We start from the raw sequence: 19,348 nt of genomic DNA on the forward strand, positions 1-19,348 counted from the left end.
TTATTCGAAGTAATTCATCACGCGATAACCACCTTCTTTGAGGTAATCATCTTTTTTCATCAGCTTGATGTCAGATTTCATCATATCTTCGACAAGACCTTGCAAATCGTATTCAGGTTCCCAGCCCAAACGAGTTTTAGATTTAGTCGGGTCACCAATCAGCAACTCAACTTCAGTCGGACGGAAGTACGCAGGGTCAACGTGTACAACAGCTTTTCCAATCTGCTCTTTCAATCCGGCCAGATATTTTTCACCTACTTTTTCAATGAATTTAGTCTCGTCAATGCTGGCAATAATACCTTTTTCGTCAACTCCTTCACCTGCAAAAGTAACAGTCACACCTGCTTCAGCAAACGCCAGTTTAACAAAATCACGAACAGTAGTTGTAATTCCGGTAGCAATTACATAATCTGAAGGTTCATCTTGTTGAAGGATGAGATACATCGCTTTGATATAATCTTTGGCATGCCCCCAGTCGCGTTGTGCAGAAAGGTTACCTAGGAACAAATTATCCTGTACGCCCAATACAATCTTGCTGACAGCACGGGTAATCTTACGGGTTACGAAAGTCTCTCCACGCAGAGGTGACTCGTGGTTGAACAGAATACCGTTGCTGGCGTGCATTTTGTAAGCCTCGCGATAGTTTACTGTAATCCAGTAAGCGTACATTTTTGCAACAGCATAAGGGCTGCGAGGATAGAAAGGAGTCGTCTCACGCTGAGGAACTTCCTGCACCAAACCATAAAGTTCTGATGTTGAAGCCTGATAAATGCGGGTTTTTTCAGTTAACCCTAACAATCTAACCGCCTCAAGAATACGCAATGTACCGATACCATCAGCATTTGCTGTATATTCAGGAGTGTCGAAGCTCACTTTTACGTGGCTCATTGCTGCCAGGTTGTAGATTTCATCCGGTTGAGTCTCCTGGATGATACGGGTAAGGTTCATTGAATCGGTCAAGTCCCCGTAATGCAAAATCAGGTTCCGGTTTTCGATGTGCGGATCCTGATATAAGTGATCAATACGGTCTGTATTGAACATAGATGTTCTACGTTTTAGGCCGTGAACGATGTAGCCTTTTTTTAACAAAAACTCGGCCAGGTATGCTCCATCCTGACCGGTAATCCCTGTAATAAGTGCAACTTTAGACATTTTCAAAATAGTTATCTTTATAATAATCTTTGTGGTATTTCGTCTGGTAATAATAACTCTTGCCTCCGTTGTAATTGTAAGTTCCTGTTTTGTCGAGACCATTTACGACCACTGCGACATTCTTGATATCATCGGCTTTTAACTGGTTGATGATATTACGGAAAAATGTCCGGTTCGTTTTATTCTTACGAACCACAAACAAAACAGTATCCACCAAATACGATAATGGATGAGCATCAGACACCAGTCCAATCGGACTACAATCAAGAATCACACAATCATACATTGTTTTGAGCTCTTCTATTAAATCCTTTGTTGCCTGGCTTTGCGTCAGCTCTCCGGGATTTGGAGGCAAAGTTCCCGCAAAGATAATATCAAATCCGTAATCAGGATAGGGATGTATAATATTTTTTAATTCGACCTGACCTATTAAATAGTTTGAAACACCCCTGTGAACCTCTTCTTTCAATACTTTAGCCACGGCAGGCTTCCGTAAGTCAAAATCCACTAACACAACCTTCTTTCCGGTCATTTGAAAAATAGAAGCCAGATTCAGTGCAATATAGGTTTTCCCATCACCCGGCTCTGCAGAGGTGATAATGAAAGAGGATTTATTACGATTACCGACTACAAATTCCAGGCGCGTCCGCATAGCACGGAAAGCCTCTGCATAACTAGACTTTGGATAGTTCTTGACAATGATTGTTTCCGGTTTATTGGAAACAATAATCTTACCTACCAATGGATAACGGGAAATACGCTCAACCTCATCTACTGATTTTATGGAGAAATCCAATATCTCCCGTAATACAATAATCAGCACAGGCAACAGTAGTCCGAGTAGCCCGAAGAGCAGAAAATTCTTCTTAGGAGCTGTAGAATTGACAGATCCGATTACTCTTGCATTTTCCAACACATAATAGTCAGCCATATTTGAGGCTTTTTGAATCTGAGCCTCTGCTCTTTTCTGAATCAAAAAGGCATTGTAGGTCTCATGAATTTTATAATTCCGCTCCAGCAACAAATATTTCCGTTCCTTTTCAGGGGCGCTGCTCATCTGACCAATCACCTGACTATACTGGCGGTCAACCTGTCCTTTATCCAGTTGATAGACATTGTACATATTACGTACAGTTTCGTTCATCAACTCTTTGAGTTCACTAATCTGTGATTGGTACTTTGAGAAAAGAGGATTCTTATCCCCCATCTCCTTAAGGCGACGAGCCATATCATTGTATTTGGTTACAAATTCAGAAAGTCCGGCATCGCTTACACCGACATTAACAGGAGCTATCATAGCACCATCCTGTACATTATTCTTCAGATAATTAGTCAGATATTCCAAATAAACTTTCTTCATCTGTAACTCTGCTTTTTTCTTTTCCAAATCATCAATACCGGTAGAAGCCTTTACTGAAACATCATTGGAGTACATACGATTGGAGGCCTGATAATTCATCAACCGTGACTGTGAGGCAGAAACAGAGTCTGAAATAATCAAGAGCTGAGATTCTATAAACTCAATGGTTTTCTCTGCTGCTTTATTTTTCTGTGCAAGGTTTTCTTTAATAAAGTTGGAGCAGAGCGCACTCAAAAAATCGAGATCACGACGGGGCACTTCGCTTGACCGGGAAATAGACAATATTGACGAGTTCTCTTCTATCGGTCTTACACTTAACGTAGCCATATATTGGTCAACAAGCGAAGAAAGTGAATTGAAACGGAATGTAAAACTATAACTACTGGTAAACAGATCTGTTTTATTTACAATAACAAAGAACAATGAGTGCTGAATAGGTTTGCCATACTCTCCCTTTAATGAAAATGAAGCGATTGTTTTATTTCCCGCAAACGAGATTTTGTAAAAACGGCTGTTCAGGCTTTCAATAGTAAATTCTTGCCCGTAAGCACTTTCGGCTATAAAAGAGGGAATAATTTCAACCGGAGCTATTTTATATAGATTTTCAGAACGAAACATTCCTTTCTCGTACATATCGACTGTAAGATTGAGATTCGACAATGTACGGTGTATCAAATCATAGGAACTTAGCATGAAAATCTGATTACTCATATTATTTTGATTCGGCATATAGGAATTCTTATTCAGGAATTCCGCTCCTACCTTATTTCCCTGCTCATACATTAATTTGATAGAAGAATTATAGACAGGTGTCCACTTTTGGTTTTGCCAGTAAGCAAACATTAAGCCAAAAAGCAATCCCAAAACGATAAAGTACCAGTATCGGAGAATTGTGGTAATCCAGAATAGCCAGTTCACAACCTTGCTCTCATCTGGCAAATGGGAAGTGGCATTGCCAAATGGTAACGGCATATTATCTCTGTAAGGTTTAGATTCCATAATAGCTTAATTGAGATTCAATATTAGCAATAAGAAAGAAACAGGTACCATCACAAAACTTAAGAAACCGGAGAATGAAGTTATATTGTAGAATGCTTTATTGCTGGTTGGGAAATAGAATACGTCATTCGGCTTCACATAATAGTACCCGGAATTTATCAATGATGCAGAACGTAAATCCAATGTCTTAATTTGATAGGATCCGTCTGCCATCCTCCTCAGCAAACGGACATGTTTATAGTCAAGCATTTTATCTTTTCCCGGAATACTGCTTAATGCCTGAAAAATGGAAATCCGATCTTTATCCATCTCAAAACGACCGACACCGACGATATAATAGTAATTAGACACCAACGCAAGTCTGACTTCGGCATCGGGCAATGACTCCCGGACTTTATTGCGAAGCACCTCTTCAGCCTGTTGGATGGTTAGATTTACAATGGACAATTCACCCATAAAAGGCAAACGTACTTTACCATCCGGATAAACACGATAACCGACGGCACCACCCTGGTTCTGCGATCCCATCCCTGATTGCTGAGTGATACCGGTAAGGAGTTTAGCCGCTTCTGCATCTGTTGAAAACACATTATAAACGATGCGGTCATTCGGCTGTAACCGGTATGCACTGTCATATGCCTCGACATATCGCGTCACATCCCCCTTTCGTTGCAGAAGGACTGTATCGCGATTGGTTATACAAGATGACATTAACAGGCCAATCACCAAAGCTATATACCAATGTATTTTCATACGTCATTAACTGTTTTATGATAAGCAGATGTCTTTAATCCGCTTAGAATGACCCAATATCACAAAGCAAATCACACCCGGCAAACTACTTTGCCAGTTTAATTCCTAAAGCAGCAATGGAGGCCACAGCTGTCAAAAGGCCAAGAATACTGTACACAGTGCTATGAACGCCAAAGAACTGACCTTCACGAGGTTGAATATAGATAATATCGTTGGGCTGAATCCAGAAATATTCGGAAGAGATAATCTCCTTTGAGCGGAGATTGAAGATTTTGATTACAGGTCCGTCGGGGGTTTGACGGATCAGTTTTACACGAGTCCGGTCACCGACATCGGTAATTTTACCGGTCAGTGCCAGAGCCTCGTATATATTGGTTTGTTCTTTTGGCAAAGGAATTTTCCCTGTACCAAATTCACCCATGGCGGTGAAATAATTATTGACCAAAGAAACCTCTACGGAGCATTGTTTCACTAAATCAAACAATTTCTTTTCGAGAAGCTGTTTCGTTTGCAGTATGGTAAGTCCCTTTACATTGATTTTCCCTACATAAGGAATATCAATTTCACCGTTTGCATTGACAGAATAAGTGTACAAACGGGATGAACCTGCAAGACCCGAACCACCTCCGGACATAACATCCGTCTGATTCTCTCCGAGAAGCTGCAACAAAGGACCGGCATTTTCATGCGACAGAGTCCTCAGCCTTACCGACAACTCATCACCCGGCTGAATGCAATATTCAGGTGCGGGTTTAACTTCTTTGATCAATTCGGCATCTGCACGTACACCTGTCATGAGGTTGGTCTTCCAGGGTGCGGCACAGGCCGTTAAAGTGAGAAGTATAACTAAACAGATTTTGCCTGCATACTTCATCGTTTTAGGTGTTTGAGGTTATTCGAAAACCACCAGTACCTCATTTTTAGAAACTTTGTCACCTGCTTTTACCGCAAGAGTAACAACTTTTCCGTCATGAGGAGCAATAACCTTGTTCTGCATTTTCATCGCTTCATGAATCAGGAGAACCGTGCCGGCTTTCACCGTTTGTCCCTCCTTCACAAATACGTTAAGAATCGTACCAGGTAAGAAAGCTTTAATTTCGCCTTCAACTGCTTTTTCCCACTGTTTGCGGTTGATAAATTTCTTAGTAAGGGTAGTTTTATATTTACGCGCGGTAACGGCAAAATCTACCAATTGTAAATCTTTTTTCTGTTCCATTTTTTGGATTAATTAGAAACGACGTAACTTGAAGGAAACTGTCTCTAACTGAACCAATCTATTTTCAATCGGTTAGGATTAAAAATTCTGAAAGAACGAATGACGGCTTTGATATGATAACAAATCAAAGTGCCGATTCGTTCTCTCAGACTATAGAGTAATTCAGTTTTGTTTCACTTAGTAAACAATTCCGGCATCAGAACGGAGGAATTCCGTGTTTTTTAGATGGACGGAACTCTTCTTTCTCACGAGAAACTTCCAGCGTATGCAACAAGATACCACGAGTCTCTTTCGGTTCGATTACAGCGTCGATAAATCCGTTTGCAGCAGCCACGTAAGGATTTGCGAATTTCTCCACATACTCCTGAACTTTTTTCTGACGCATTTCGTCCGGATTTTCAGCTTCCATGATCTCTTTGCGGAAGATAATGTTAGCTGCACCTTCTGGTCCCATTACGGCGATTTCAGCACTTGGCAATGCAAATACGAAGTCTGCACCCAGGTGGCGTGAGTTCATCGCGATGTAACCTCCACCGTAAGCTTTACGCAGGATCACAGTGATTTTTGGCACAGTAGCTTCAGAGTAAGCATAAAGTACTTTCGCTCCGTGACGGATTACACCGGCGTGCTCCTGGTCAACACCCGGCAGGTAACCTGGCATATCTTCGAGAGTAACAATAGGAATATTGAAAGAGTCGCAATAGCGGATGAAACGAGCGGCTTTGTCTGAGCTGTCGCAGTCAAGTACACCAGCCAATACCATAGGCTGGTTAGCTACGAAACCTACAGTCTCACCGTTCATGCGGCCGAAACCGATCACGATATTAGCAGCAAACAGTTCCTGAATTTCGAAGAATTCAGAATCGTCAACGATAGCTTTCAACACATCGCGAACATCGTAAGGCTGTTTTGGATCTGAAGGAATAACGTCTTCGATCTGTTTTTTAGCAACCGGTTTCTTAGGTGCGATTGTTTTAGCTTTAGACGTATTGTTCCACGGAATAAATGAAACCAGTTTTTTAATTTGCTGGAAACACTCCTCTTCACTTACTGCAAAGAAGTGAGCATTACCGGTGATTTCTGCGTGAACGCGTGCACCACCCAGGTCTTCCATTGAGATCTCTTCACCGATAACGGTTTTGATTACAGAAGGACCGGTAATGAACATGTTAGAGATATTTTCCACTACGAAAACGAAGTCTGTCAACGCAGGTGAATATACTGCACCTCCGGCACATGGGCCAAGGATTACAGAAATCTGAGGAATAACGCCGGATGCGATTGTGTTGCGGTAGAAGATCTCACCGTAACCTGCCAAAGCGCCTACTCCTTCCTGGATACGAGCACCACCCGAATCGTTAATACCGATGATGGGCACTCTCATTTTCAGAGCGTGATCCATGATTTTAGTGATCTTACGAGCGTGTTTCAAACCCAAAGAACCACCTTCTACGGTAAAGTCCTGAGCATAGATACACACCGGAGCACCGTAGATAGTACCTGTACCGGTAATTACACCATCACCCGGAAGTACTTTCTTATCCATTCCGAAGTCACGTGCACCGTGAGTTACAAACAGGTCATACTCTTTGAAAGATTCTTTGTCCAACAAAGCGGTAATACGCTTTCTGGCAGTCATTTTACCTTTCGCCTCTTGTTTTGCGATAGCGGCTTCACCACCACCCATCTCAACGATGGCTTTCTTTTCGCGAAGCGCAAGGATGTTTTTCTTTAAACTTGACATAATATAAAAGTTATTAGAAAGATTGTTTGGTTATTAGCGTCGCTGTTGAGCAACTCTATAGCTGGTTCTGGCTTTTCCGGCCAGAATGGCGTTCAATTTTCCTTTAATCAATTGTTTCCGAATCAGGGAGATGTGATCAATAAACATCTTTCCGTCAATGTGGTCATATTCGTGCTGGATAACCCGTGCCGCAAATCCGTCAAACTCTTCTTCGTGTTCCACAAACTTCTCGTCACAATATTTGATACGGATTTTATCCTTACGGGTCACATTTTCGTGGATTCCCGGTAGGCTTAGACAACCCTCTTCACGAGAAACATCCTCTCCTTCACGCTCCACAATCTGAGCGTTTATCATAGTGAGCTGACGATCCTTGTATTCAGGAAACTCTTCACTCATAACATCGAGATCAATGACAAACAGGCGGATGGGTAATCCGATCTGAGGAGCGGCCAGTCCCACGCCATCGGCATGGTACATGGTTTCGTACATATCTTTGATCAATTTATCCAGACCCGGATAATCAGGCGTAATATCTTCCCCGACTTTTCGCAAAACGGGTTGACCATACAAATATACAGGAAGTATCAATGTGCTGAATATTAAATTTGTAACTAGTATTATCTGAATCTTCTGTTCTCCAGGTAGCTTTGCAGGATGATAGTGGCGCTGATTTCGTCCACTTTGGCTTTATCCTGACGGTCTTTCTTTTTCATGCCACCGGTGATCATAGCCTGTTGCGCCAATACGGAAGTAAATCGCTCATCTACCATCTCAACAGGTATATGAGGAAACGTTTTCTTTAAGGTATTAACAAAAGGCTCAATATACTTCATGCTCTCCGACGGCTGATTATTCATCTGCTTCGGCAATCCGACAACAAACAGTTCGACCGGCTCTTTTTCGATATAACTCTTCAAAAAAGGGATCAACTGGCTACTTTGCACCGTACCTAAGCCGTTGGCAATCAACTGCAACGTATCTGTAACAGCCAGTCCGGTGCGTTTGCGGCCATAATCAATGGAAATTATTCTACCCATAATCAGGCTGCAAAGATAGTAAATAATCTGCAATTAAAACTCATCAGGACATAAGCTGACTTCGCTCCTCATCGAGTTCAGTTTCAGCATCTTCGGGTAAAACAGAGACATTCTCGGCCTTCAGGACTATTAAGACAGTACGCAAGAGCAAGCTTAAATCTAGCTTAAAATTTAAATGCCGCACATATTCAACATCATAATTGAGCCGTTCATTCCATCCTAAATAGTTTCGCCCTGACACTTGAGCCAAACCGGTAATACCTGGGCGAACAGAGTGACGGAGCTTTTCGGTAGAGGTATAAAAGGGAAGATATTTGACTTTTAAGGGACGCGGGCCTACCAGACTCATGCTTCCGGCCAGCACATTCCACAACTGGGGCAACTCGTCCAGGGAATATTTTCGCAGAAATGCTCCCATCGGGGTAATACGGTAACGTTCGGGTAAGGAGGGATTGGTCTTCATGGTTTTTAGCTTTAATATAAGGAATAAACGCTCATGAAAACCGGCCCGCCATTCACTGTAAATGGGCCATTCCCTTATATCAATTAGAATGACGACGCATAATAGTGATATTAGCGGAAAGAGGAGGATAATCAGCAGGGTGCTGATTATTACATCAAGAATGCGTTTGATATAGTGTTTATACATAAATCTTTTACCCCTAAATACCCAAGGTTTGAAAAACTCATATAGTTATTAAATATCGTTGCCATTTTCACCCCTAAATCCCCTGAAGGGGACTTTTTGCAGCAGTAGTAACCCTTTAAAGTCTTCCTCTTAACAATATTCAGACTTAACCTTCACGAAGTTAGTTCTGTTATGCACTTTCGAATTTCACCCATAACACGCTCTAATTCATTGAATATTTCATCATTAGTAAAACGTATTACGGTTATTCCATAAGACTCCATTTCTGCAGTCCGACCAATATCATATTCTGTTTGACTATTATGAATCTCTCCATCAATCTCAATCACCAACTTAAATTTGTGACAGTAAAAATCAGCGATGAAAATATCTATGGGATGTTGGGGTTTAAACCGCACCCCAAGTTGATTATTTCTTATTCTATCCCATAATACGACCTCAGCCGGTGTCATTTTATTTCGTAAAACCTTTGCTTTCTCATAAAGCTCAGGTTTTGCATTATAAAACATCGAAGCTTCTTTCTTTATAATCATATTCGAAACAATTAAACATGCGACTAAATAGCAGTTAAATCCCAACTCCGCACTCAGCAAAAGTCCCCTTCAGGGGATTAGGGGTAAAAACAAAGAGCAAGATCAGCCTGTAATTTCATTGCACCAGACCTATTATTGACCACCCAGGGGGCACTACAATATCTCACCCCATCATATTCCGATACCTCGGAAACCGTCCTTCAGCCAATCCTTCCGATAAATGCTCGTAAATATCCTCGTCCACAATCCATTTCCAGATATGGAATGTGGAAAAATGATGGGAGAAACGGGATTTAAACTGAAACAAGCCATTATCAACAGCTCCATTCCCACCGCCCAAATGCAGATACCTGAGCTTCATCCCGGAGGCCAGATGCCGGGCTCTATCAATCAAAAGTTTCAAAGGAGACAAATCCCGGAATTCCGGCAAAACACCCCCCAGGTGATATTGCATGATTTCTCCGCAAACCACAAACAATGCCCCGGCTACTACTTCACCTTCATATTCTGCCAACAATAAAAGAGGCTTAAATTCAGTCGCATTCCTTAACCCGAGCATATAGGAGGTCGAGAAAAAGTACTCATCAGGAGCCTGCTTCTCATCCATTGACCGGGTATATATTTTGTAAAATGCCATCCAGTCATCCAATGAAGTGGCTGTCCGAACCGACAATCCTTTACTCGCTATCGCACACAGTTGTCTCTTCAGCGTATCGGCATACAATGAGGTTTGATACGTCTCCGGCTCCGACACAGGGATATAGACCGTCCGGTTTAAAGCAACCACCTCTCCCATTCCGTCAGGAATCAGAGATGCATTGGGTATTAAAGTATGTAATCGTGAAAAGACTGAAATAACCTCATGATTAATCAGATATTCCGTCATCTCATCCCGAAACTTTTGCAACAAGGCTTCAGATGGATTATCCGTGTTGTACAGACACCCCGCATATCCATACACAGAAGTCAGGTCGTAATAAGGCGTCCCTTCTATAGAGCGCATCAGCAAAGGGATACAGAGCCGTTCATCGCCATTTTCAAAAACAAAAAGTAAAGGCTCGCCGTTATTATGCAAAGCGTGATACTCGTAGGTGTAGTAAAAATCATACTTTCCCTGTCGGGTAATTGCTTCCCGCCATCCGGCTTTATCTGTGATTATTTGCATATCATTCTATTTTGTGTTCTCTTTGTGCTCCTGTTTATTAAAGAAACCAACGATTTAAAAAGAAAGTTCAATGGAACGAGCATGAAGTAATGTTCATAAGATTATAACATTGAACGCGATGCCGATAGCTATCGGCACCATATATAGCCAAAACTATAATAATTAATGACATATGAAACAGATATTCCTCTCCCCCCCGCACCTTTGCGGAAGAGAAAAAGAGTTCATCGAAGAGGCTATTCAGACCAACTGGATCACCACAGCGGGAAGCAATATCGAAGCCTTTCAGCAAGAATTAAATAACTTCCTCGACAGTGACATTCATACCCTGGCATTAAACTCCTGCACTTCAGCCCTTCACCTGGCCCTGATCCTGGCCAATGTCAACCGTGGCGACGAGGTGATCTGCCAAAGTCTCACCTTTGCCGCATCGGCCAATGTGATTCTTTACCAGGATGCTACTCCTATATTTATTGATAGTGAAAAAGAGACCTGGAATATCTGCCCCGAACAACTTGAACGAGCGATCATCGACCGCATCGCCAAAGGCAACAAACCGAAAGCCATCATCGTCACTGACCTTTTCGGCATGCCTGCCAATTACGATAAAATCACGGCTATCGCTCAAAAATACGAAATTACGCTGATTGAAGATGCTGCCGAAGCGTTGGGCGCCGCATACAAAGGAAAAAAATGCGGCACGCTGGGTGACTTGGGGACCATTTCGTTCAACGGCAATAAAATCATCACCACATCCGGCGGCGGTGCTTTGGTAGCGAAATATGCCGATGATTTTGCCGAGGCTAAGTTTCTCGCCTCGCAGGCTAAAGAACCGCTCCCCTTTTACGAACACAAGAAACTGGGATTCAACTACGCCATGAGCAATATCTCGGCAGGAATCGGGCGGGGACAAATGACGGTATTGGAAGAACGGGTTGCCAAACGCCGCAACACAAACCAATATTATCGGACGAAACTCGCCCCGTTTAACCTGACATTCCAGACCGAACCGTCGTCGGACTACTCCAGCAATTTCTGGCTAACCACTTTTCTCCTTGATGATGGCGATCCACAACAGGTGATTGATTATCTGGCACAATTCAAGATTGAAGCCCGACGCGCCATGAAGCCGATGCACCTGCAACCACTCCATGAAAAAGCGCCTTATTATGGAGATAAAGTGGCGGAAGATATTTTCAACCGAGGAGTATGCCTGCCTTCCGGCTCTGCCCTGATGACAGAAGAGCTTGATTTTATTGTGGAGAAAGTGAGCGAAGGGATCAAAAGTATTTTATAATACCGGGCATTTCCGAAGGAACATTCACAGTATATCTTTTTGACAGCAAAAAGGCTCAATATCCGGCACAAAGGAAGATGTCTCTACAGTTTTAACACTTTATCCTCTCCACGGAGCATACGTAGAGTGTACGTGGACCATACGTGGAGGATACGTGGAGCATCAACAGCTCTGAAACGGTTGTTTCCCTGAGGTATGGAAATATCAAAATGTCAAAAACAGGCCAATGCCATATACATTACCTTAATCCATTCGGCTATGAAAACCTCCAGTATCCAAAAGCACAATCCGCTGGTGATAACCTGCATAATTTGGTGTTTATCAGCAAGTGTGATATCCACGGCAAATAATGCGTCCGCTCAGACAATATTGTTTGACTTCGACAATGCCCCGCTTCATTCTTCACTACCGATCAACCTGACTGCAGGTGGAATTACCGCCTACTTTTCTGCAACTGGACAGGGCTTTTCCATTCAGGAGGCCAATGCGCTTGGATTTACACCTCAGGGATTCGCCGGACAGGTAATCTACCCCAACAGCATCTATCTGGCCGACCTGCATATCCATTTCGATCAGATGCTGTCCTATTTCTCCATCATGTACGCATGTCAGGAGTTGGGCTGTGATGATGCCGCCACCATGCGGGTAACGGCGTATAGTAAAGGCTCGTTAATCGGAACAGCCACCATGACCGCTACCAATCCGGGAACATGGCCGGTCGATACGCTGAGCTGCAGTTTCACCCAGGGATTCGACAGTGTGGTGGTCCACTACGATAAACGCCCGCCCACTTGCCAGGACTATGGGGTTATCTTTATGGCTGACAATATGAAGGTGATACCGTCCAATACCACAGGGGTAATTACGCCGGAAATATTTGGAAAAGCAATCATTGCCCCCAATCCTGTTACGTCATCTTCGACACTCACATTTACCCTTTTGCAGTCGGATAATATCCGGATTTCGATTTATGACCTGACTGGCAGAATGATAAAGACTCTTTTTAACGGCTCATTACCTCCCGGAGAACATAAGATAAACGTGGGTATAATTACTAAAGAGCTCAATAGCGGATATTACACTGTGAACCTAACCGGTGAACATTGCAACCCATCCTGCAACCTGATTGTGAAATAACGGGAGCAATATGACTCTGGCCAAGAATCATAAAAACGCCCTGCATTTAAATACTTTCAGGAATCAAAGCACAAAAATCAATCCATCACCCCCGAAATACGCAACTTACAATCCATTACAAAGAGATATTATTTAGCAACAATTCAATACAAACACACCCTATAAAATACCAAACCGACACAAACAACCAATATCCCTTGATCGAACAGTATAGGAGCAGTATTGGAGCAGCATCGGAGGAGTATCGGAGGAGTAACGGAGCAGTGGCATTTCAAATGCAAATCTGGATGCAAGAGATAAATACTTGCAGGAATTAGTTATAGAAAAGAAGCTACGGGTTGTTACATCAGAAATAAGAAGGGTTTCTGATGGTTGATTTATATGTGAGATTCCAGACGGATGTTGTTGTTTTTATTGCGATAATATTCGATTTTATTCCCGTGAATGAATTCACGGGCTACAACATCGGTCGTGCCTACGGCACTTCACTGTACCGCAAAGCGCCGTAGGTGCGACCGATATTGTAGCAATGGATTTCAATCCATTGAATATAAGTGCGAACAATTTTGAACGGAATTTATTCCGTTGTGACCGATGTTGTGGCATAGAAACAAATCTCCCAAAAGGCAATTCAACCCATCGATTTTAAATAACTAACATACACCAACAGAAGTTCAGTTACGGGATCTGCCAACAATTGTGATTATATTACGGGTGCGAATATTTTAGTCGCGATAAATCGCGCCTCTACCACGGAATACGGTGATTGGTCAGATTATGGAATTCTGCTTTCATTGAGCTTTTAACGATGACAGGCCTGCGACGCTGTCATGTTTGTGGGTTCGTGTGCATTCTACCGCATATGAAGAAGCACAAATAGACACACCTTTTCGAAACCCGCTAACGGACTTATACCTCTTCCTGCATCAATCAAAAAACATTTTGACAGCAAAACCGTCATAAACCGAAAGTTCTGTTATTGCACCCTTTTTCATATTTGTTCCGGACAACTGTGGAGCATATGTGGAGTTGCTGTGGAATTGCTGTGGAGGAAGAGCGAAGGTAGAAAGAAACTACAACTGTTTTGGAAATGGGAATAACCCTGACAAAAAGATAATCAGGAAAGAAACATCAATCCCCATCCTCCCCGCTCTCCACAGCGAGAGCGGCCAGCTCGGCGGAATTGCGGACACCGAATTTATGAATCAGATTGGTGCGATGCTTGCGGGCGGTAGTCAGACTGATAAAAAGCTGGTCGGCAATCTCCCGGTTGGTCTTGCCTTTGATGATTAAATGGAGTACTTCCTTTTCGCGCTTTGAAAGGCAGCAGTGACACAGACCGTGCTTCAGGCGGCTGATCTCCCGCATGGCGGCAAAGAGTTGATTTTCGGTGTGCATGATCTTCGTGATCTCGAAGGCCACGGAGAGTAACCTGCGGGGAGAGCCGTCCTCAAAGGTATCCATCACCGTGCAATGGCAAAAGAGCCAATGATATTGCTGTTGCCCTTTGGGCCGGATGCGGTGCATCCCTACAAAGACCGGCTCCGCCTCTTGAACCCCATTCATCACCAATAGACTTACCGGCAATACCTCCAGGTCATCGGGGTGAATCACCTGTTGAAAAAAACCGTACCTCATCCCCGTAATCTCTTGTTGACCATACCCCAGAAACATTAACCCGAATGGATTCATCCAGACATTACACAGCGAGGCAATATCCCCTTGATTCACAACTTCATTCACCATCAACACAACCGGAAGAGTCATAACGATACTCTTATAAAACAAGCTTTCAAACGCTGCTCCATTCACCGGATTACTTTCATTTGATTCTTTCATGTTCAGGGAGATTTAAGGTTCAAAAATACTACCATGGTAGTATTGATTTCGGGGGGTCGGATGTTGTATTTTTGTTTAGAATCCGAAGAGTATACACAAAGACCACAATCACACTTCTATATAACACGATTTCACCCTGTTTTTCTTTTGACCATTTTGATTTTTAGCTGTATTTCATTCTGTTTGTTTGATCTTTTTGTTATTGACACCTTTAACATAAAACATAATTATATCATGAACCTCTTTATAACCAACCGCGAGATCGTAACCGTCGGAACATCGGAAATGATCCGATCCGATGGCAAAGAACATGCCGGAGACAATCTTCGTTTTGGAGAGTATCTAGATGGCAAATTAATCCTATTTCCTGAACCGGAAAATGAAATGGAAATCTCATATGTCGGGATAAAGAAGCTACAGCCAACAGATTTGAAAGGATCGTCAAGGTTCTTCAAACAACTATATGATGGACTGACTACCAATAAAGGCGATGTGCTGTTTTTCATTCACGGGTTTAACACAGATCTGAATGATGTAAAAGATTGCTTCGACCGATTAAACAAAAGATATGTAATCGACGGCTCACCAATTAAGCATATCGTAATTTTCACCTGGCCTTCTAAAAGTCCAGACATTCCCCTACATTACCGCGATGACCAATATGATGCCCAACGTTCCGGAATAACGTTGGCCAGGTGCTTTGAGAAGGTGGTTATCTTCTTTAATCGCTTTCTTAAACAAGATGAAAATGCCCCCTGTCAAAGACATATTCATCTGATGGCCCATTCGATGGGTAATCAGGTGCTGGAGTTTATGCTGTTAAGCCTACCCCATAAATATGAGTTGTTCAGAGAGATTATCCTTGTGGCAGCCGATGTGGAATATACAATTTTCGATCCACACGAGCCTTTTGAAAAGCTTATTGATATTGGCTATCGTGTACATATCTATTTTCATGAGCATGATGTGGTACTTGACATCTCCAAATACACCAAAAATTTCAATAACCGTTTAGGACGCTACGGGCGTAAAAGTACAGACAATATGAAGGATGTCTTCGATATCGATGTGACTCATACTAAAGACGATTTCGATCAATCTATCGGAATAAATGAACTAAACCACTGGTACTATTATTCCTCAACCGATGTGGTGAAGGACATTATACGAGTATTAAATGGGAAGGATTCGAAGTATATAGTTAAGTAGCAACCCTCTTATTTCGTTCATCTCAGAAAGCAAGCAATAATATTATTTCTCTTAATCAACCTAAACACAAACGATCATGAATTTTGTAGTAATCTACTGGATCACATTGCTTATTCTTTTGGCAATCGTCTGGACCTTAGACATAAAATACAACCTATTGAGGGACCTAAGTACTGCTATAAAAAAACCACGGAGTTTTGCCCGTGTACAGTTGGCATGGTGGTCGATCATCATCCTTTCAGCGATTATTGCGGCAATGTTCCGGTTCAATGAAATACTCCAGCTTTCCGCTTCTACATTAGAACTCCTGGGCATTAGCGCCGCGACAACTGTAGGCGCCAGGATCACCGACATTTCGGACATAAGACAAAACAATATTCCAACCCGGCATCAGGATGACGATGGAGAAGGTTTCCTGATCGATTTAATTTCCAATCAGAACGGAGCGAGTATTCATCGTTTGCAGGCCCTTCTCTTTAATCTCACTTTTGGAGTATGGATGATCATCAATGTAGTTAATAACATAAGTAGTTCAACTCCCATTCACCAAATAATTCCAACCATTGGAGATAATGAGTTAATTCTTTTGGGCATTAGCTCGGGAACTTACGCGGTGCTTAAAATTCCGGAAAACAAAGCTTCAACACATCAGACTAAATAAGATCTGCCCCCCCTGATCGCGATCATAAATTCATCAATCTATCTAAAAAGTATTACTATGAATGCATTGTATAAAAAAGTCGTACTTACCGAAACGAATAAGGTTGTAGGAACAGGCTGGTTACCTCCACTACCTGATTTACGAGATTATTCCATAGAACATCCCGAGATTAAAGAGATGGGGAAATTACTGGGCATAACAGCCGGAAGCATTTCATTACCTGCGATGGTTGATTTAAGACAACACTGTTCTCCTGTTGAAGACCAGGGAAATCTGGGCTCATGTTCCGCACATGCCGGGATCGGGATAATTGAGTATTTTGAAAGTAAGGCATTTGGCAATCATATCGAAGGATCTCGCCTGTTTCTCTATAAAACCACCCGCAATCTTATGCAGGTAACGGGGGATTCGGGTGCATGGCTAAGAAGTGTAATGAGTGCGCTTTGTCTTTGCGGTGTTCCGGATGAAAAATACTGGCCCTACAATGTGGTAGATTTCGATAATGAACCTACCGCTTTTGTCTATGCTGTAGCAGATAATTATGAGGCTATTAAATACTTCTGCCATGATCCTCAGGGTGTAAATACGCCTCCGTCATCTGCACTAACCTCTGTCAAACAATATCTTGCCGCCGGAATCCCTTCAATGTTTGGTTTTTGGGGATTTCCTTCTTTTGACAACACAAATGTGATCGGTGGAATACCCTACCCCTGTATAGGAGAAAAAGCGGAATGGGGACACGCCATTGTCGCAGTTGGCTATGACGACAAGAAGAAAATTAGAAACACCAAATGCAACAAAGAAACGACAGGGGCACTGCTTATCCGCAATTCATGGGGATCAGGTTGGGGCGATAAAGGTTACGGCTGGCTTCCATACGAATATGTGCTAAACAAACTGGCAATGGACTTTTGGTCTCTGTTGAGTATGGAATATGTGAATACCAAACAATTTGGAATTTGAAAATCCGGAAATGGAAATATCATTCACGATCAAAATAAATTATAACTATGACTGACATCACTCTTGAAAAAATTCAAAATGCTCTTCGAAAAAAAGGGTACAAGATTTTTGAAAATGACACCAAGCCTTATAACCTTAACATCGTAGGAATCCGGAGCATTAACGCCAAACCAAACTCCTTCGATGATTGGATAACAGTAATGTGGAAGTATAAAGGTAACTGGAATTTAGTGAAGTATGAAGCCACCACCGATCCGGGTCTATTCTGGTTGGAAAATCCCGGCAATCCACTTGGAACAGCCATTCTAAAAGAAGGCCAATATCCGGGAAGCCATCAGTTGGGATTACATCAGGGTAAATATAAAGCCCTGGTACAGATAGGCAATCTCACGGTTATACGGGATTACGACAGGGATAAACAGTTGGATTACAACTCAGGCAGCGAAGAAACCAATAATAATTTCGGAATCAATATCCATCGGGCCTGTCTGAATGGCAGATCGATTCAGGTAGATAAATGGTCTGCGGGTTGCCAGGTATTTGCCGATTCATTCCAATTCAACCATTTTATGGATATGTGTAACGAATCGGCAAAGATATTGGGAAACAAATTCACCTATACCTTATTGAACAAAAACGACTTATAGGCCATCCTTCGGGAATCTACCCTGAATATCATTAACCGGTAGCCAATTATGGCCACCTATTTAAAACAGAAATATAACACTATGGCACTCGACTTTTCATTATCAAGCCAAATAACGCCAAATGGAAGAACGGCTCATTATGCAGCTCTTGCCGGTAATGCTGATTCAAAGTTTTTCGTAGGATACCAAACCCATTACAAGAACTACATTGGACTGGAAAATCCTAAACAAACAGTAGTTTATGATCCTCAAAAACAGGTATCCCGATATGGTTTCTGGGCATACTTTATTTATCCGACTGCAATTGCCGAAAGCAAGGGTAGCTTTAGCTGCCTGAACACCTATGATAGGGCTCAATTTACATTTGGCTTTATGCAATATGCAGCTCATGTCCCTAATGGGGATTTTGTCCGGTTTTTCAGAAAACTTCTCTCCCAGCCCAATGCCTCAGATTATTTTCCAAAACTGGAATTGAAAGGGAATCATATTTTTTATAAAGGGAAAGATGGCTCGCTTCAACTGGAAAATGAAAGCTCTACTCAGGAGTTAATGAATTACCTAAACCCTTCGTTAAACGAAGTGGATAAACAGGAACTGATATGCTCTGCCCGTTTTGTACATTGGGCGATGAATGACCCTTCGCATGTTGATATACAGATCGAAACAGCGACCGAACTATACAAGAACAATATGATCCAATATCATAACAAATTCAATTTAGAAGGCGTACCCGATTACGTCTGTCAGGTTATTTGCGACATACGACACCAGGGAAGAGGCAATAACGCTCAGATCTCGCAGGCTTTGGACACGAACAAAAATTATCTGCAAGCTTATCATAACTTACTAGAAATAGGCGGCAATACTTATCAGTCGAGGATTGTTTCCATTCAGGCAACGATTGACGAATTGATCAGTTCAGGGGTTTTCAGCAAGAAATATCACAGCACTTCCAATTCATTTCTGTAACATCATTTTTCCGTA

At 42.3% G+C, this 19,348-nt stretch carries 20 protein-coding genes; 8 read left to right on the forward strand and 12 right to left on the reverse strand.

Translation table 11 applies throughout. The features are described from left to right. From gmd to MLE17_RS10085, 11 genes are all read right to left on the reverse strand, one after another. Positions 1–1,152: a GDP-mannose 4,6-dehydratase gene (gene gmd, locus MLE17_RS10035; protein ID WP_243348660.1), complete on the reverse strand. Its 1,152-nt coding sequence runs from the start codon at positions 1,150–1,152 to the stop codon at positions 1–3. Beyond that, entirely contained in the window at positions 1,145–3,511 is a 2,367-nt protein-coding gene (locus MLE17_RS10040; protein ID WP_243348661.1) for a polysaccharide biosynthesis tyrosine autokinase, read from the reverse strand. Before MLE17_RS10040 ends, gmd begins: the two co-directional genes overlap by 8 nt. Before the next feature lie 6 nt (positions 3,512–3,517). Beyond that, complete coding sequence (locus MLE17_RS10045) at positions 3,518–4,264, reverse strand: polysaccharide biosynthesis/export family protein (protein WP_243348662.1); 747 nt, start codon at positions 4,262–4,264, stop codon at positions 3,518–3,520. An 85-nt stretch (positions 4,265–4,349) separates the two neighbouring features. Then, complete coding sequence (locus MLE17_RS10050) at positions 4,350–5,138, reverse strand: polysaccharide biosynthesis/export family protein (RefSeq protein ID WP_243348663.1); 789 nt, start codon at positions 5,136–5,138, stop codon at positions 4,350–4,352. An 18-nt stretch (positions 5,139–5,156) separates the two neighbouring features. Then, positions 5,157–5,480, reverse strand: a complete 324-nt coding sequence (locus tag MLE17_RS10055; protein WP_243348664.1) for a biotin/lipoyl-containing protein — start codon at positions 5,478–5,480, stop codon at positions 5,157–5,159. 196 nt (positions 5,481–5,676) lie between these two features. Continuing rightward, positions 5,677–7,224 carry an acyl-CoA carboxylase subunit beta gene (locus tag MLE17_RS10060; RefSeq protein ID WP_243348665.1) on the reverse strand — a complete coding sequence of 516 codons (1,548 nt, stop codon included), beginning with the start codon at positions 7,222–7,224 and terminating at the stop codon, positions 5,677–5,679. A gap of 33 nt (positions 7,225–7,257) precedes the next feature. Beyond that, positions 7,258–7,815 carry a peptide deformylase gene (gene def, locus MLE17_RS10065; RefSeq protein ID WP_243348666.1) on the reverse strand — a complete coding sequence of 186 codons (558 nt, stop codon included), beginning with the start codon at positions 7,813–7,815 and terminating at the stop codon, positions 7,258–7,260. Between the two features lie 29 nt (positions 7,816–7,844). Further along, the gene (ruvX, locus tag MLE17_RS10070) at positions 7,845–8,264 is read right to left on the reverse strand and encodes a Holliday junction resolvase RuvX (RefSeq protein WP_243348667.1); all 420 of its coding nucleotides are present in this window, start codon (positions 8,262–8,264) and stop codon (positions 7,845–7,847) included. Positions 8,265–8,307: 43 nt separating this feature from the next. Continuing rightward, positions 8,308–8,913: a sugar transferase gene (locus MLE17_RS10075; protein ID WP_243348668.1), complete on the reverse strand. Its 606-nt coding sequence runs from the start codon at positions 8,911–8,913 to the stop codon at positions 8,308–8,310. Positions 8,914–9,065: 152 nt separating this feature from the next. Continuing rightward, the gene (locus MLE17_RS10080) at positions 9,066–9,446 is read right to left on the reverse strand and encodes an endonuclease domain-containing protein (protein ID WP_243348669.1); all 381 of its coding nucleotides are present in this window, start codon (positions 9,444–9,446) and stop codon (positions 9,066–9,068) included. A gap of 163 nt (positions 9,447–9,609) precedes the next feature. Further along, positions 9,610–10,611 carry a GNAT family N-acetyltransferase gene (locus MLE17_RS10085; protein ID WP_243348670.1) on the reverse strand — a complete coding sequence of 334 codons (1,002 nt, stop codon included), beginning with the start codon at positions 10,609–10,611 and terminating at the stop codon, positions 9,610–9,612. A 172-nt stretch (positions 10,612–10,783) separates the two neighbouring features. Here MLE17_RS10085 and MLE17_RS10090 point away from each other — a divergent pair, with 172 nt between their 5' ends. The 3 genes from MLE17_RS10090 to MLE17_RS10100 all read left to right on the forward strand — a co-directional run bounded on the left by MLE17_RS10090 (position 10,784) and on the right by MLE17_RS10100 (position 13,554). Beyond that, positions 10,784–11,908, forward strand: coding sequence for a DegT/DnrJ/EryC1/StrS family aminotransferase (locus tag MLE17_RS10090; protein WP_243348671.1), 1,125 nt, complete (start codon positions 10,784–10,786; stop codon positions 11,906–11,908). A 258-nt stretch (positions 11,909–12,166) separates the two neighbouring features. Continuing rightward, positions 12,167–13,045: a T9SS type A sorting domain-containing protein gene (locus tag MLE17_RS10095; protein ID WP_243348672.1), complete on the forward strand. Its 879-nt coding sequence runs from the start codon at positions 12,167–12,169 to the stop codon at positions 13,043–13,045. A 368-nt stretch (positions 13,046–13,413) separates the two neighbouring features. After that, entirely contained in the window at positions 13,414–13,554 is a 141-nt protein-coding gene (locus tag MLE17_RS10100; RefSeq protein ID WP_243348673.1) for a hypothetical protein, read from the forward strand. A 622-nt stretch (positions 13,555–14,176) separates the two neighbouring features. On the opposite strand, the gene MLE17_RS10105 is transcribed toward MLE17_RS10100, so the two are convergent. Further along, entirely contained in the window at positions 14,177–14,884 is a 708-nt protein-coding gene (locus MLE17_RS10105) for a LuxR C-terminal-related transcriptional regulator (RefSeq protein WP_243348674.1), read from the reverse strand. A 234-nt stretch (positions 14,885–15,118) separates the two neighbouring features. On the opposite strand from MLE17_RS10105, the gene MLE17_RS10110 reads away from it, so the two are divergent. The 5 genes from MLE17_RS10110 (at position 15,119) to MLE17_RS10130 (ending at position 19,333) form a co-directional block, all read left to right on the forward strand. Beyond that, complete coding sequence (locus MLE17_RS10110; protein WP_243348675.1) at positions 15,119–16,093, forward strand: alpha/beta hydrolase; 975 nt, start codon at positions 15,119–15,121, stop codon at positions 16,091–16,093. Positions 16,094–16,169: 76 nt separating this feature from the next. Beyond that, complete coding sequence (locus MLE17_RS10115) at positions 16,170–16,754, forward strand: hypothetical protein (protein ID WP_243348676.1); 585 nt, start codon at positions 16,170–16,172, stop codon at positions 16,752–16,754. A 57-nt stretch (positions 16,755–16,811) separates the two neighbouring features. Continuing rightward, positions 16,812–17,717: a C1 family peptidase gene (locus MLE17_RS10120; protein ID WP_243348677.1), complete on the forward strand. Its 906-nt coding sequence runs from the start codon at positions 16,812–16,814 to the stop codon at positions 17,715–17,717. Between the two features lie 47 nt (positions 17,718–17,764). Beyond that, on the forward strand, positions 17,765–18,364 hold the full coding sequence (locus tag MLE17_RS10125; RefSeq protein WP_243348678.1) for a hypothetical protein: 600 nt from the start codon (positions 17,765–17,767) through the stop codon (positions 18,362–18,364). Positions 18,365–18,412: 48 nt separating this feature from the next. Beyond that, positions 18,413–19,333, forward strand: coding sequence for a hypothetical protein (locus MLE17_RS10130; protein WP_243348679.1), 921 nt, complete (start codon positions 18,413–18,415; stop codon positions 19,331–19,333). Positions 19,334–19,348 lie beyond the last annotated feature (15 nt).

It is taken from the genome of Parabacteroides sp. FAFU027 (assembly GCF_022808675.1).
Classification (GTDB): domain Bacteria; phylum Bacteroidota; class Bacteroidia; order Bacteroidales; family UBA7332; genus CAXXIC01.